This is a genomic window from Chloroherpetonaceae bacterium (assembly GCA_025056565.1).
Taxonomy (GTDB): Bacteria; Bacteroidota; Chlorobiia; order Chlorobiales; family Thermochlorobacteraceae; genus Thermochlorobacter.
Genome location: JANWWA010000023.1, coordinates 1 through 15,313, shown reverse-complemented (window position 1 = coordinate 15,313; position 15,313 = coordinate 1). Strand labels below are relative to the sequence as shown.

General features: G+C 45.6%; 12 protein-coding genes and 1 CRISPR repeat array. Of the genes, 8 read left to right on the top strand and 4 right to left on the bottom strand.

Features of this window, described 5'->3' with window-relative positions; genetic code table 11:
* Positions 1-213 precede the first annotated feature (213 nt).
* From NZM05_12315 to mutY, 7 genes are all read left to right on the top strand, one after another.
* Entirely contained in the window at positions 214-1,422 is a 1,209-nt protein-coding gene (locus tag NZM05_12315) for a class I SAM-dependent methyltransferase (protein ID MCS7014397.1), read from the top strand.
* 106 nt (positions 1,423-1,528) lie between these two features.
* Positions 1,529-2,662, top strand: a complete 1,134-nt coding sequence (locus tag NZM05_12310) for a hypothetical protein (GenBank protein ID MCS7014396.1) — start codon at positions 1,529-1,531, stop codon at positions 2,660-2,662.
* 39 nt (positions 2,663-2,701) lie between these two features.
* A complete protein-coding gene (locus NZM05_12305) occupies positions 2,702-3,331 on the top strand; it encodes a hypothetical protein (protein MCS7014395.1) in 630 nt (209 codons plus the stop codon).
* Positions 3,332-3,364: 33 nt separating this feature from the next.
* Positions 3,365-4,093, top strand: coding sequence for an SDR family oxidoreductase (locus tag NZM05_12300; GenBank protein ID MCS7014394.1), 729 nt, complete (start codon positions 3,365-3,367; stop codon positions 4,091-4,093).
* A gap of 248 nt (positions 4,094-4,341) precedes the next feature.
* Positions 4,342-4,614: a hypothetical protein gene (locus NZM05_12295; protein ID MCS7014393.1), complete on the top strand. Its 273-nt coding sequence runs from the start codon at positions 4,342-4,344 to the stop codon at positions 4,612-4,614.
* A gap of 33 nt (positions 4,615-4,647) precedes the next feature.
* Positions 4,648-5,055: an HAD family hydrolase gene (locus tag NZM05_12290; protein MCS7014392.1), complete on the top strand. Its 408-nt coding sequence runs from the start codon at positions 4,648-4,650 to the stop codon at positions 5,053-5,055.
* 34 nt (positions 5,056-5,089) lie between these two features.
* Entirely contained in the window at positions 5,090-6,178 is a 1,089-nt protein-coding gene (gene mutY, locus NZM05_12285) for an A/G-specific adenine glycosylase (protein MCS7014391.1), read from the top strand.
* 239 nt (positions 6,179-6,417) lie between these two features.
* Here the strand turns inward: mutY and NZM05_12280 are convergent, their stop codons facing one another.
* The 3 genes from NZM05_12280 to cas2 all read right to left on the bottom strand — a co-directional run bounded on the left by NZM05_12280 (position 6,418) and on the right by cas2 (position 12,636).
* On the bottom strand, positions 6,418-6,822 hold the full coding sequence (locus tag NZM05_12280; protein ID MCS7014390.1) for a hypothetical protein: 405 nt from the start codon (positions 6,820-6,822) through the stop codon (positions 6,418-6,420).
* Positions 6,823-6,933: 111 nt separating this feature from the next.
* A CRISPR array of direct repeats spans positions 6,934-11,668; the repeat unit is 30 nt; unit sequence ATTTCAATCCCACATTGGTGCAATTAGAAT.
* A 211-nt stretch (positions 11,669-11,879) separates the two neighbouring features.
* Positions 11,880-12,374 carry a CRISPR-associated protein Cas4 gene (gene cas4, locus NZM05_12275; protein ID MCS7014389.1) on the bottom strand — a complete coding sequence of 165 codons (495 nt, stop codon included), beginning with the start codon at positions 12,372-12,374 and terminating at the stop codon, positions 11,880-11,882.
* 1 nt (position 12,375) lies between these two features.
* Positions 12,376-12,636 carry a CRISPR-associated endonuclease Cas2 gene (cas2, locus tag NZM05_12270; GenBank protein MCS7014388.1) on the bottom strand — a complete coding sequence of 87 codons (261 nt, stop codon included), beginning with the start codon at positions 12,634-12,636 and terminating at the stop codon, positions 12,376-12,378.
* Between the two features lie 217 nt (positions 12,637-12,853).
* On the opposite strand from cas2, the gene cas1b reads away from it, so the two are divergent.
* Complete coding sequence (gene cas1b / locus NZM05_12265; protein ID MCS7014387.1) at positions 12,854-13,813, top strand: type I-B CRISPR-associated endonuclease Cas1b; 960 nt, start codon at positions 12,854-12,856, stop codon at positions 13,811-13,813.
* A 162-nt stretch (positions 13,814-13,975) separates the two neighbouring features.
* On the opposite strand, the gene csx2 is transcribed toward cas1b, so the two are convergent.
* The coding region (csx2, locus tag NZM05_12260) for a TIGR02221 family CRISPR-associated protein (GenBank protein ID MCS7014386.1) at positions 13,976-15,313 on the bottom strand (1,338 nt) is incomplete at its 5' end.

Below are 15,313 nucleotides of genomic sequence, written 5' to 3'. Positions count from 1 at the left end.
AGTGCGTTTCAAGAATCGTCGCTGCACCACTGACGCTGTAGTGCTCAGCGAAAATACTGAAGTCCTACTTGGCTCTATTGTGATGGAGGATTTGGACGTTATCATTGACCCCAAGCGGCAAGAACTTGCGCTGCCACCCGACCGACCTTATCTTGCCGAAAAGTATATGAAGTGATGAGGCGCTTGCTTACCTGCTTCTTTTGGAAAACTGTGATGAATGTTGAAACGCTTGGACAAGTCTTCACCCCGAAATTGATTGTCAGAAAAATGCTTGCGCTGCGACGGAACTTCGGTCGCGTGCTTGAGCCTGCTTGCGGCAATGGGGCATTTTCAGATGAGCTTCTCCCTGACACGGTGGCGATTGAAATTGACCCTGCGCACGCACCTCGTTATGCACTGGTGATGGATTTTTTCGATCTCCCTATTTCTGAAAAGTTCGACACCATTATCGGTAACCCTCCTTACGTGCGCTTTCAAGACATTTTGCCTGACACAAAAAAGAAACTCTCGCTCCATCGCTTCGATGGACGCTCGAACCTTTACCTTTTCTTCATTGAAAAGTGCCTGCAGCATCTTTCTCCAAATGGTGAGTTGATTTTTATCACGCCACGCGATTTTCTTAAGGCCACTTCAAGCCGAAAGCTCAATAGCTGGCTCTATCAGCAAGGCACGATTACGGACTGGATTGAGCTGGGCGACCAACGAATTTTCGCGGACTTTACGCCCAACTGCGCCATTTGGCGCTTCGAGAAGAATAACTTTTCTCGCCAGACCCGCTTCACCAGTGAGGCGGGTTACACAGATACTCGTCGGTTTGATTGCGTAAATGGGCAACTGCTTTTCCTTAGCAGCGAATACACTGTGCCGTTTAGTGATGTTTTTTTCGTAAAAGTTGGTGCTGTCAGTGGCGATGACGAAGTTTTTACGAGTGAGAAATTTGGCAACCGTGAGTTTGTGTGCTCCACCACTGTTAAAGATGGCAAAACGCGGCGGATGATTTTCAATGTAAAACTGCCTTACCTTGAGCCGTTTAAGTCCCGCCTGCTAAAACGGCGCATCAAAAAGTTTGATGAAACAAACTGGTGGACTTGGGGCAGACTGCACTACCAAAGTTCAGAGAAGCGCATTTATGTCAATTGTAAAACGCGTCATCCTCGCCCATTTTTTCTGCACCCATGCAAGGACTATGACGGCTCTGTGCTTGCAATTTTCCCGAAAAATCAAGCTGCTGATTTAACCGTGCTGTGCGAGATGTTGAACGCAGTGAGCTGGAGTGAGCTGGGTTTTGTGTGCGATGGGCGATTTCTTTTTTCGCAGCGTAGCTTAGAGAAATGCTTGCTTCCTCAAGCATTTGAAGCGTTTGTGCCGAAGCCTACGCTCTTTGCTTCTTGCAGTGCGCCTGCAGAGGCTGAAACGGTTTAGCATGCTCGCTCCGTTGGTAGAGATTTGTATCAGTTGGTTTATGCTATTGCTCACTTCGCCTAAGTGAGCCATACTTTTTTAGTAAGAATAAAAACACGGCTACTCAATGAAGCTCAATACTTTTACGCTCTTCGGTCTCTTTTTTCTTTGCACTTTTCTCTTTGCGGTATGCACCGCCTTGCCACCAGCACGCCCTACTGACCCAATACCCGCAAGCTCCTCTACACCTGAATTTGACTCAGTTACGCTGCTTTACAAGGGTGAGGAAAAATTTCTTGCAAATGTACGCCAGCTGACGTTTGGCGGCGAAAATGCCGAAGCTTATCTTTCCTTTGACGAAACGAAGATTATTTTTCAATCTCGGCAGTTAGGACAGGATTGCGACCAAATCTACATTATGAATCTTGACGGCTCTGGCAAGCGTCTTGTCAGCACGGGCAAAGGTCGCACCACGTGCTCGTATTTTTTGCCTGATGGCAAGACGATTCTTTACGCCTCTACGCACCTTGCCAGTCCTGACTGCCCGCCACCACCAGACTTTTCCAAAGGCTACACGTGGGCGCTCTACAAAGGCTACGACATTTTCTTTGCGGATACAAGCGGAAAAAACTTGCGCCGCATTACGGACACCGATGGCTACGATGCTGAAGCAACGGTGTCGCCAACAGGCGACAAGATTGTCTTTACATCGGCGCGCGATGGCGACCTTGAGCTTTACACAATGGATATTGACGGCAAAAATCAGCGGCGGCTGACTTCCCACCTTGGCTACGATGGCGGCGCATTTTACTCGTGGGACGGCAAGAAAATTGTCTTTCGTGCCTCTTCGCCCAAAGACAGTGCTGAAATTAAGTCCTATCTTGAACTTTTGCAGCAAGGCTTAATTCGCCCTAACAAGTTGGAGATTTTTGTCATGGATGCAGACGGAAAAAACCGCCGCCAAGTTACGAATAATGGCAAGGCGAACTTTGCCCCGTTCTTTCACCCTAATAATCGGCAGATTATTTTCTCGTCTAATCTGGGCGACACGGTGCGCGGGCGCAATTTTGACCTTTACCTCATTAACGAAGACGGCACAGGATTAGAGCGTATCACCTACTGCCCCGACTTCGATGGCTTTCCTTTTTTTTCGCGTGATGGCAAAAAGCTCATCTTTGCTTCAAACCGCAATAGCAAGGTGCGCGGCGAAACCAACGTCTTTATTGCTGATTGGATTTATAGCAGCACAAAACAACCTTAACTCTTAAAAAAACTCCTAAACCTTAACCGCTTGCAAAATATGACCTTAGCTATTCTTGCCTACTGGGCTATTGGCATTGCTTGTGCAATTTTTTTCCTTGCCGATGAGCTTTTTCCGAATCAATCCAATTTGCTCACACGCCAGCAAGCTTTTCGGCGCAATATTCTCTTTTTTGTTTCGCTTGTTGTAGTGCTTGGCAACATCTATGTGTATTACAACGCCACCAGCAATGGAGGACGACCGTTTGATATTAGCACCTTTTTTATCTTTGCTATTCTCAACGGTGCCTGCGAAACCTTCATCTTCCTTTCGGTTTTCAAATTTGGCGAAAAATTGGTGCAGCGCTTTACAAATAAAGCACCTTACCTCTTCATGGGGGGTGTTTTAATGTTTATGGTCTTTAGCGGCTTTATTCATGGGGTGCTCTGGATTAATGCCTTGCCACCGCATGTCGTCTCTATTGCGGACTTACCGCCCGATAAGGTCATCTTCAAGCAGCTTTTTTTCCCCTTCCAAGTCGCGCTAGTGATTTGCTGGTCAATGCTTTACTTTTTCTTCCGTGATGTCTGGGGAATTGTGGTGCTGCATAGTATTGTTGACGCAGGCGTGGTGTATTCTATCCACTACTCACTGTGGGAGAATACCTCTACGCTCTCTTTTCTGAAGTAATCTTGAAGTAACCTTTAACCTTTTTGCAGCAGTATGTCGTTTCGTGGAAAAGTCTTGGTTGCTGGCGCAACAGGACGCACTGGGCTTTGGGTTATTCGCCGTCTGCAGCACTACGGTATCACGACACGTGCCTTTGCACGCAAAGCCGACAAACTGGCTGAGTTTCGTGACCTTGAAGTGGAACTGGGTCGCTTGCAGAATGAACTGGCTGTGCAGCGCTGCGTGCGTGGTTGCGATGCCGTGATTTGTGCCGTAGGTGCCACCTCGCTCTTTGGCGAAAGCTCACCTGTGCAAGTTGACGGGGATGGTACCATTCGTCTCATTGACGCTGCCGCCAATGCGGGCGTTAGGCACTTTATTCTTATTAGTTCCATCGCTACCACCAAGCCTTTTCACCCGCTCAATCTCTACGGCGGAATTCTTTCGCAAAAGCGCCGCGCGGAGCGTCATTTAGAGCAAGTCTTCTCGTCCAATGGACGCACCTTCACAATTATTCGTCCGGGCGGCTTGAAAGATGGTGAGCCTCTAAAGCACAAGCTGCAACTTGACATTGGCGACCGCATCACAGGAGTAATTGACCGCAGTGACGTAGCGGAGCTTGCCGTGCTTTCGCTCACGCACCCCAAGGCAAAGAACTGCACTTTTGAAGCTATTCGCCTAAGTGCTGAGGAGCAAGCGTCGCTCGTGCCCTTCTTAGATGCTCTGCCTTCACGAGCGACCGCTCCTGCTGCTGTTGAACCAGTACCCACTCCACAGGTGTAGCTATCAAGCCGCTCGCCTACCCCCCTCTCCTTAGCAAGGAGAGGGACATCTACAAACTTACCTTCGCAAAGATGCCCACACACGACCGCTATTTCAGTGAAAACGTCTAAAACTGTCCGCCCTGCTACAGAAAAGCTCTGCCAACTAAGACCTGCCGTCATAACTACCGGCGTTTCCCTTTTTGTGCTTATATTTTTGCTTTGAGTTTTTTGGGTGTAAATTGCAATAACAGAATTTTACCAAACACCATGTTACGGGCTACACCATTTAACCCCAAAGATGTGCGCGCCATTCTCTTCGACCTTGGCGGCACGCTTTTGCATCTCAGCTATCCTTTCTTCTACGAACAATTTCAAGAACGCTACCAGTATGCGCTGAGTGAAATGCGTTTCTTTCAGGCGGTCTCCTGCGCTACTGAAGCCATGAGCCAGCTTGTGCAGCAACATCAACAAACCACCGATGCTTCCCGCTTGCCGATTTTCTTCGAGACACTACTGACTGCCCTTGACCTCCCTTTTTAGCTTTCGCCTGACCGCTCTACCTTCGTTCAAGAAGTGATTCTGGCTGAACACCAGCGCAGCAACCTCTGGCGTTACCTTTTGCCTGACACCGAAGCGGTTCTCAAAGCCCTGCAGCCTACATACCGCCTTGCAATGATTTCTAACTCTGATGGACGTGCCGAAGCGCTCACTATCACGCATGGTCTTCGTCCTTACCTTGAATTTGTGCTCGACTCGCACTATGTCGGGGTGGAAAAACCTGATGCGAAAATTTTTCTGCTTGCGGCTGAAAAACTCGGACTTTCGCCCAGCGAATGTGTCTATGTCGGCGACATTTATGCGATTGATGTCTTAGGTGCGCGTGCAGCTGGCATGAATGCGATTTTGCTCGACCGCACCAAGAAAATGCGTACAGATTGTCTTGTCATTTCAACCCTTTCTGAGCTTCTAAGTTTTTTTTAGCTAAATTATTTAACTTGTTTTAAAAAATGAACTTATGAGCTTTGATATAAGCAAAAGTTTAATTGACTGGTTTCAGCGTTCTAAGCGAGATTTACCGTGGCGGCGCACTAAAAATCCCTACCACATCTGGGTTTCGGAGGTCATGCTGCAACAGACTCAGGTGGCCACCGTGATTCCGTATTATCACCGCTTTTTAGAGCGATTTCCTACGATTCAGGCGCTTGCTGAAGCAGATTCAAACGAGTTGATGAAGGTGTGGGAAGGGTTGGGGTATTATGCTCGTGCAAGACACTTGCAAGCAGCGGCTCGCCAAATTTTGTCGGAATATGGTGGTCAGCTTCCCACGACGCGGGCAGCGCTCCGTCGGTTGAAAGGTTTTGGAGACTATACTTCTGCCAGCGTCGCCAGTCTTGCTTTTGGTGAAGATTGTCTTGCGCTTGATGGCAATGCTCTAAGAGTTTTTTCCCGTCTTTTTGGCATTCGTGAGGATATTCGCCAGCGTGCCACACGGCTCAAAATTGAGTCGCTGGCTCAACCGCTTTTGCCGAAAGGTCAAGCTGGCATTTTTAATGAAGCCGTGATGGAGCTGGGCGCAACGGTTTGCACGCCAAAGCTCCCTCACTGTGGGCACTGCCCGCTCCAAACCGCCTGCTATGCCTTCCAACATCGCTTGACTGACACGATTCCTTACAAATCTTCTCGCTCGAAAGCGCCGCATTACCACATTGCAGTGGGTGTAGTGCATCGTGATGGAAAAGTGTTAATTGCACGGCGCAAGGCAGAAGGATTTTTAGGCAATTTGTGGGAGTTCCCGGGCGGCAAGCTCCAGTCGGGTGAGACGCTTGCCAGTTGTTGCCAGCGTGAAATTCGTGAAGAAACTAGCTTAGAGGTCTCTGTCGGCGAGAAATTTGCAGAAGTCAAACACGCTTACACACACTTCAAGATTACGCTGCATGCGTTTCATTGCACATATCTTTCAGGGGAAGCCCTCGCACGCAGCAGTCAGGAAGTCCGCTGGGTTTCGCCTGATGAGCTTCGGCAGTATCCGTTCCCCAAAGCAAATCAGGCAGTGATTGATGCGCTGCTCCGCCCGACTGCTTCGTCACTGTCGCTTTTTACATAACCTCACCGTCTGCTCCAAGCCCAGCGAATGGGCTTGATCCCCCGTCGCTCCTACCCCTGACAAAGTCAAGATTTCAGCCACACACTGGCGCAATTAAATATTTCTCTGTGGATGAGCAGGAGAACACCAATGAGCACAGTCGCAATCACATGCACACCGATAGCAACGATTAACCCAAACATCACCCAAACTCCAATGAAGCTAAAGGCGAACCGCAGGGGTTCTTGAATTAATTTGAATTAAAGATTCTCTCTTTTCGCGAACTCGAGCACTCGCTCCCAGAGCGATAAGCGAAGCAGTGCGATACGCATTCTCCGTTCTCGTTCTGATTTCGGAGCGACCAGTGGCGACGGCACGGCTTCCAGCATCAAGCGCGATTTGTCTATCTCCTGCTCCACCGCCACTTGGTATGTCTTCCCGATTGGCTTCCAAATCGCCATCCCCACCACGAGTGCTGATTCCAGATGCCGTATCGGTTCGTATTCCTTCTCCTCTCTCAGCAGCCGCCTCACCTCGCTTTCGATTCTCTCTCTTTTCTTCCAAACTTCCCGCATCTCTTCTAGATACCGTCTGTAGTATTCGTAGAACTCCTTCGTCCCCTCTTCGAAGGGATTGCCATATTCTTCCGCTCTCGCTTGTGACATTGTCTTCCTCCTGTTTAGGTTGTTTAGATTGTGCAGGCTTGCCGAGGCGTGCCTGTTCCGCATCTTCTTCCAGTCTGCGGTATAGTTCAAGCCCCTCTCGTCTTCCATGGAATTTCAATCCCACATTGGTGCAATTAGAATCCCTCTTCAAACACTTCAGCGACGCCGCCTTCTTCATTTCAATCCCACATTGGTGCAATTAGAATTTGAAATACCCACTGACTCTGCGACCTCGCTCGAGGCCGATTTCAATCCCACATTGGTGCAATTAGAATCCGCCTGCTCGGTTCAACAAAAAAAAAGACGAAAGATTTCAATCCCACATTGGTGCAATTAGAATCACTCTCCGCGCGCTGCCGGAAGCAGCGTAGAAAAAATTTCAATCCCACATTGGTGCAATTAGAATACACTAATTCGTTCCAGTCCGCATTTTCTCCTAAACATTTCAATCCCACATTGGTGCAATTAGAATCCCCCTTCTCCGACAGGATTGCCGATGAAGTAAGAATTTCAATCCCACATTGGTGCAATTAGAATCGCAGACAACTGTCTTGGCACACGCGCAGGTTGCACATTTCAATCCCACATTGGTGCAATTAGAATAAGTTATAGAGAGATTCTGTTTCAGGGGGCATGTCAATTTCAATCCCACATTGGTGCAATTAGAATGTAGAATGTGATTTTTCCCATTTTGAAGTTCGCACGTATTTCAATCCCACATTGGTGCAATTAGAATCATTATAGAGGCTGAAAACGAAGAAACAGCCCTTGATATTTCAATCCCACATTGGTGCAATTAGAATTCATTTTTGTTTAGATAAAAAAATTTTTTTCTGCCCATATTTCAATCCCACATTGGTGCAATTAGAATCAGGAGTGCCTTCAAAGACCGCTGGCGCAGACCAGATTTCAATCCCACATTGGTGCAATTAGAATGCGAAATACATCACTATAGTTAAAAAGTACCGCGATTTCAATCCCACATTGGTGCAATTAGAATCGACGGCGGCGCGCTCGTTGTCGAAGCAAGCAAGATTTCAATCCCACATTGGTGCAATTAGAATTTCTATGTGCTGCCCGGAGACGGCTATTTCTGGAGAATTTCAATCCCACATTGGTGCAATTAGAATCGAAGTAACCACATCTATCAACCGCGCAAATACCCGATTTCAATCCCACATTGGTGCAATTAGAATGGTGTTGAACGAGCTTTGCAAGTGAGTAGGCTTTGCAATTTCAATCCCACATTGGTGCAATTAGAATAACTGGACATACTACGACAGGAATTACTTTGCGGATTATTTCAATCCCACATTGGTGCAATTAGAATTTGCAGCGGCGTGAGGCGCTGCGCTGGGCGTTGCGTATTTCAATCCCACATTGGTGCAATTAGAATGTCCCATTTTCTCGAGCGTTGCGGGCAAGTAGGTCATTTCAATCCCACATTGGTGCAATTAGAATTGAAGGTGATACTGACGAAGGTGATGACTGGGAAGACATTTCAATCCCACATTGGTGCAATTAGAATCATTTCACACTTTTTGCCGTTCATGTGCTGTTTAAGATTTCAATCCCACATTGGTGCAATTAGAATTGTCATTGAATTAACTGAAAAGGACAAAGAAAGCATATTTCAATCCCACATTGGTGCAATTAGAATACATGTCCGATATCGACGCAAAAACCGATGAACTCAATTTCAATCCCACATTGGTGCAATTAGAATTAGAATTGGTAGTAGGAAACGACGCTGGCGTGGCGTCATTTCAATCCCACATTGGTGCAATTAGAATTATCACCCACATCGCGCAACTGACGCCGCAGCGCAATTTCAATCCCACATTGGTGCAATTAGAATAGCACTCCGAGCAGATGCACTTTTGTTTCTAAGCGTCATTTCAATCCCACATTGGTGCAATTAGAATGGACCTTGCCTATGAAATCACCGAGGGTGACGACGAGATTTCAATCCCACATTGGTGCAATTAGAATCCTCTTTAAAGGAGGGTCTTTCCTTATAGGTCAAAATTTCAATCCCACATTGGTGCAATTAGAATGCGCAATGTGGGCAGCCCGCGCAATTGTTTTCGCATTTCAATCCCACATTGGTGCAATTAGAATCATTGGTGCAATTAGAATAAAATGAAGAGACAGCCCTATTTCAATCCCACATTGGTGCAATTAGAATGCGCACGATTTGACGCAGCACGGGCAAATAGCGCGCATTTCAATCCCACATTGGTGCAATTAGAATAGACCAATCCAAAAACTTTCGCACGGCGTCAAACCGAATTTCAATCCCACATTGGTGCAATTAGAATTCTCTCAGAGTTCAGCGATGTGCCCAATCTTTCTGTCGCATTTCAATCCCACATTGGTGCAATTAGAATTTCGGTTTTTGAGAAATAGTATGTGAGGAACATTCCAATTTCAATCCCACATTGGTGCAATTAGAATTGCGCTCATAAAGCAGAACGCACGCAGGAATCAGTTTGATTTCAATCCCACATTGGTGCAATTAGAATTTCAAAAACACTTATGAAAATGTCCCTCTCTCGGAGAGATTTCAATCCCACATTGGTGCAATTAGAATTGATGTTACGGCAAGTAGTTTTGAGCGTGTGTTGCAAATTTCAATCCCACATTGGTGCAATTAGAATGCGGTTCAAGGTGAAAATCTTTGAGAGGGATCTTAATTTCAATCCCACATTGGTGCAATTAGAATCAAGCTCAATGTCCCCGTTGTTATAACAAACAACGAATTTCAATCCCACATTGGTGCAATTAGAATTGAAGCACTGTCTCGCGTCAGTCCCTCCGAGCGTTTATTTCAATCCCACATTGGTGCAATTAGAATGAATACGTTCTCGTTGCTTATTGAAAAAGTAAGAGAAATTTCAATCCCACATTGGTGCAATTAGAATACATGGACTACCCCATGAACGATTTACAGAGTATATAGAATTTCAATCCCACATTGGTGCAATTAGAATCAGGAAGCTAAAATAGGCAGCGCCGCTGGGCAGTGATTTCAATCCCACATTGGTGCAATTAGAATGGCAATTGAAGTGGACGCAAGAGGCGTCAGTGGCCCATTTCAATCCCACATTGGTGCAATTAGAATAAGGGGTGAAATTCTACTTCTCCAAGGCGCTGCTGACATTTCAATCCCACATTGGTGCAATTAGAATGAAATTGGTTTGGCGTTCCGCGCACCAGAAGCAAAATTTCAATCCCACATTGGTGCAATTAGAATGAACACTGACCGCACCGTCAGCAACATCCGACCTAATTTCAATCCCACATTGGTGCAATTAGAATCCCCAGAAATAACAAGACAACACTGTTTTCACTAGTATTTCAATCCCACATTGGTGCAATTAGAATTTTTGCATAAAGTCTAGTCCTTCATCGGGGGCTTTACATTTCAATCCCACATTGGTGCAATTAGAATCAGCGCCTCGTGAGCTTCGCGCGTCTTTGTTATGAACATTTCAATCCCACATTGGTGCAATTAGAATTCGTCTCTCTTTTCGGTTTTTGAGAAACAGTATGTGATTTCAATCCCACATTGGTGCAATTAGAATTACTTCGGCGCAACAAGACGCCGCAAAGGCTCTCGCATTTCAATCCCACATTGGTGCAATTAGAATCTCAGGGGAGCGTTCCTGCGGGGGGCAGCGGGCACATTTCAATCCCACATTGGTGCAATTAGAATTCAGTGAATGCAAGACTTTAACGCAAAACTGTTCATGATTTCAATCCCACATTGGTGCAATTAGAATAAGCGATACGTGCCCCATGGCAGAGTGTCGCTTCAGCTATTTCAATCCCACATTGGTGCAATTAGAATTTTGCGTATAAAAAAATAAACTGAGCAGAAAACCGCATTTCAATCCCACATTGGTGCAATTAGAATAGGGCAGTATTCATTTTCTCGCATACCAAAAGGGTTGATTTCAATCCCACATTGGTGCAATTAGAATTACCAAAAGGATTGTGGTTGAAGAACCACAGCCTGAATTTCAATCCCACATTGGTGCAATTAGAATCGAACTGGCTGCTCTTTTTGAATTATGGCTGCTTCATTTCAATCCCACATTGGTGCAATTAGAATTTATCAATATCAGCTTCGTCGTTTTTACTGTTTAGAATTTCAATCCCACATTGGTGCAATTAGAATTAATAAAAATAGCCGTCTCCGAGCAACACATAGAATATTTCAATCCCACATTGGTGCAATTAGAATTTGAGGGTAGGCGAGGTAGAGGAAAGTGGTGGAGGATTTCAATCCCACATTGGTGCAATTAGAATGAACTCCCCGTTCTGACCACGTCCTATGACTTCATCCTATTTCAATCCCACATTGGTGCAATTAGAATCAGTTTCTGAAAACCCATGGATCAAATCATTCTGAGATTTCAATCCCACATTGGTGCAATTAGAATATGGGACTGTGAGAAAATCCCACACTTTTCGTTTCGATTTCAATCCCACATTGGTGCAATTAGAATTTTAAAGATTCAACGCTGATGTATGCATTAGGAAGCATTTCAATCCCACATTGGTGCAATTAGAATAACCGCCCTTATTTATGGGCGGTTGCTCTCCAGAAAAATTTCAATCCCACATTGGTGCAATTAGAATGAGGAAGTGTGCAAGATTATTCAACTAATTAGAAAAATTTCAATCCCACATTGGTGCAATTAGAATGGGCGGTTGCTCTCCAAAGAACGGAAAAGCGTATTATATTTCAATCCCACATTGGTGCAATTAGAATATATTCTTTTTTTATCATTTTTTTTGTTGAAAGAAAATTTCAATCCCACATTGGTGCAATTAGAATCCGCCACGGAAGCGAGGATTTTGTCGCAAATATACACATTTGGGCGGCAAAAGTCAACCCCTTTTGTCGTCAGCCTCCGATAGCCGATAAACCCCTGACCCCCGACGACACGCGAATTTCGCTCAAAATCGCTGTTTTTAGGCTGTGAAAGGCTCTAAAAAGCGAGGGTAAGCCTGCGGTCGCTGGGCTTGCATAGCCTGCCCGACGACGACTACGCCCAGCAAAGCTCAAAGTAAGCACAGTGTTTGCAGAACTTCTTTTCAATCTTAGGCGGGGGAGTAGCTTGGCGTTCTAACGCAGCAATGTCTGCTGCGATGCGCTCCAGTGCCTGACAATCGTTCTCGGTCAGGGTAACACTCACGCGGCGTTTAAGCTTAGGGTAATCTAACTCACCACGCAGCCCGTTGAGACCTTTGGATTTCAGATGCCAAAGGTAGAACTTGACTTGCCAGAGATGAGCTTCTTCCATTTTGTCGGATTTTTTAATTTCGTGAATAACGCCTGATTGGAGGTCGGCAAAGTCAAGCACCATCACGCCATCGATGTCAAGTTCGTGGCATTTATCGGGGTAGGTGGTTTCGCTAATAAGCTTGCCTTGCGCAACGAGGTCAGACTCTTGTTCCATTTCAATTTGGTTTGAGAAGAGCCAAAGTTTCCGCTTGCAGACGAAGTAGTAGTTGATTTTTGTGCCAGTGAGGTGTGCCATATCAGATAAAGTTGGTAGGTTCGTTCTTTTGCACGCCTAGCGTTTCGCGTTCAAGGTATTTGCCATTGAGCATGTAGAAAATAAGAGAATCTTCGGTTTCATTCATCAGAGCCTGCGCTTCGGCTTTGAGGCGAAGAAAGTCAGAGTCTTTCAGCTCTCCTTCAAAGACGGAGTTTTGCACATGGTTAAGGTAGCGGCGAAAGAGTTTGAGCATTTTGCCCACGCGCTTTTGATTGACATCATAGACGGCAATGTAGTACATAACGAGAGGTGTGAAGTTGCACTGAGGAAACAAAGCCGAAGTCGTAATCGTTTAACATCTCGGCTTCCTGCCTTGATATATGCTTAGATGTTGCAACGCCAGCCGCTTGCTCTCAAAGCAAGCGAGGTTACCGTTGGCATAGCAAGGCGGCAAGACAGTGCAGAGGGGAAATGACGAAGTGCGGGATTTTTGAAGATAAACTAAAACACTTCAAAGAATGTCGGAGAGCATACCCAGCAAGCAAGCATTCTATATTTTCTCCAACGGAACGCTGAAACGCAAGGATAACACGATTTTCTTTCTTCCTGCGCAAGACCAAACGGAAAAGACGATTGAAAATGCTCCGCCTGTGGAAAGAGATGAAGAAGAAATTTCATTGGAATTAGACGTGGAAGAATTGCCGAATCACCCGAACCGCAAAGCGTTGCCAATAGCGAACATTGATGCGTTTTATGTGTTTGGCGAAGTGAGTTTCAACGCTCGGTTTTTGAACTTTCTTGCGCAGCACAAAATTCCGATGCACATTTTCAACCACTACGGGTTTTATTCGGGCACGTATTATCCGAGAGAGTATTTGGTATCGGGTATGTTGCTGGTGAGTCAAGTTCAGCACTATACGTCGGAGAAGAAGCGATTGAAGATTGCGCGGGAGATTGTCTCGGCAGCGTGTTTCAACATTACAAAAAACTTGCGATATTACTCAGTTGAGTCGCGCGCAGAGAGCAAAGAAGTGCAAGAGGCTTTGCAAGCGGCGATTACAGAGATAGAAGAATGGATGAAAGAAATTCCAGCGGCAGGAGACATTCAAACCTTGATGGGCATAGAGGGGAATGTTCGGAAAAGGTATTACGACGCTTGGCAATACTTAATCAAGTCCAAAGAGCCTGCATTTCAGTTTCGTGAGCGCGTAAAAGATCCGCCAAACAACGCTATCAATGCGCTGATTTCATTTGGCAATGCGCTCTGTTATTCGGCATGTCTGACGGAAATTTATCGCACGCAACTTAGCCCCACAATTTCTTACTTGCATGAACCCTCAGAACGGCGATTCTCGCTGGCGTTGGATTTGGCGGAAATCTTCAAGCCGATATTCGTGGATAGAGCAATTTTTAAGCTCGTCAATACGAGAGAAATTCAGGAAAAACACTTTACTAATGGGCTAAATTCACGCACCTGAACGACGCAGGACGAAAAGTCTTCGTCAAAGATTTTGAGGAACGGTTGCGCACGACGATAAAACATCGCTCATTGGAACGGCAAGTTTCATACCGCCGCCTGATTCGCTTAGAGCGCTACCGCTTGATCAAGCGCTTGCTCGGCGAAGAAAGTTATGAAGGGTTTAGGATTTAGTGGTAGAGTCAGACTTCTGCAAGTTTTGCTGAAAAATCTGTCTAATCACTTCTTTACCAAGCGCCGTCTTGATAGCTTCTTTTTGTAATTCCTGTTCGAAGTAGCCGAGAAGTTTTCTGAATTCTGCCCTAAAATTTTCAAGACCAACTCTGACTCCATCAGCATGCGCGATTGCATTTCGATAGTCATTCAGCGTATCTGCCTTTCTCGTAAGTTCATTTATCTCTGAAAGATGTTGTGCGTAATTATCTTTGGCTCTTACTATTTTTGAAAGTTCAATGTATGCTTTATAGTTTGATGCATAGTCGTGAATATGGAGAATAGAAGCGGCGCGATTGATAAGAGCTTCCCAAGTAGATAGAACCGATAGCCCAATTTGCTCATGCTCAAATTGCCATCGGGCAATGGTGAGATAATTTTCCCAATCCTCAGGGTTTCGAGTTAGCCGCGATGGAAGTTCAAGTTTTTCAAGACCAACTCTGACTCCATCAGCATGCGCAATCGCCTTTCGATACTCATTCAGCGTATCTGCCTTTCTCGTAAGTTTATTTATCTCTGAAAGATGTTGTGCGTAGTTATCTTTGGCTCTTACTATTTTTGAAAGTTCAATGTATGCTTTATAGTTTGATGCATAGTCGTGAATATGGAGAATAGAAGCGGCGCGATTGATAAGAGCTTCCCAAGTAGATAGAACCGATAGCCCAATTTGCTCATGCTCAAATTGCCATCGGGCAATGGTGAGATAATTTTCCCAATCCTCAGGGTTTCGAGTTAGCCGCGATGGAAGTTCAAGTATATCAGGGAGTAAAAGCGTTGCGGGAATTGGAAGGCGTGTCTTAATTTGTTCTTGTTGCATCAAGCTTCGGATTCTGTTCGCCTCAGACACGACTCTATCAAGCGCATTTATTTGAAGAGCGGTTGAAAATGCGCTGAATGCGTCTCTATGTGATTTGAATGTATCACCAGCTAAAAGCTCATTGATTTTTTTGGTGTTGGAGTATGACTGAAAATCGTTTGTGGCGAGCGTCCAATCCAAAATTTCAACAAGAGGTTTGAGGTCAAGAATAGGAGCGCCCGCGTCGTCTTTTAACTCGAAGGCTCCATAGAATACGCTATCTACTTCGACGCTCTTTATCGTTCTAAGCATCACAACCGCTAACAACAAAAATGCGCTCTGGTAGCGCAAACCTTGTGTAATGTCAACGGAGATTACATCATTCTTTTTGCATCGACTGGTTACTATTCTAAAAATTTCCCACATCTCGTCGCTATTGCGCCCAACTGGTATGATACTGCAACGCGCTTCTTTTATGTTAGGCTGACATTT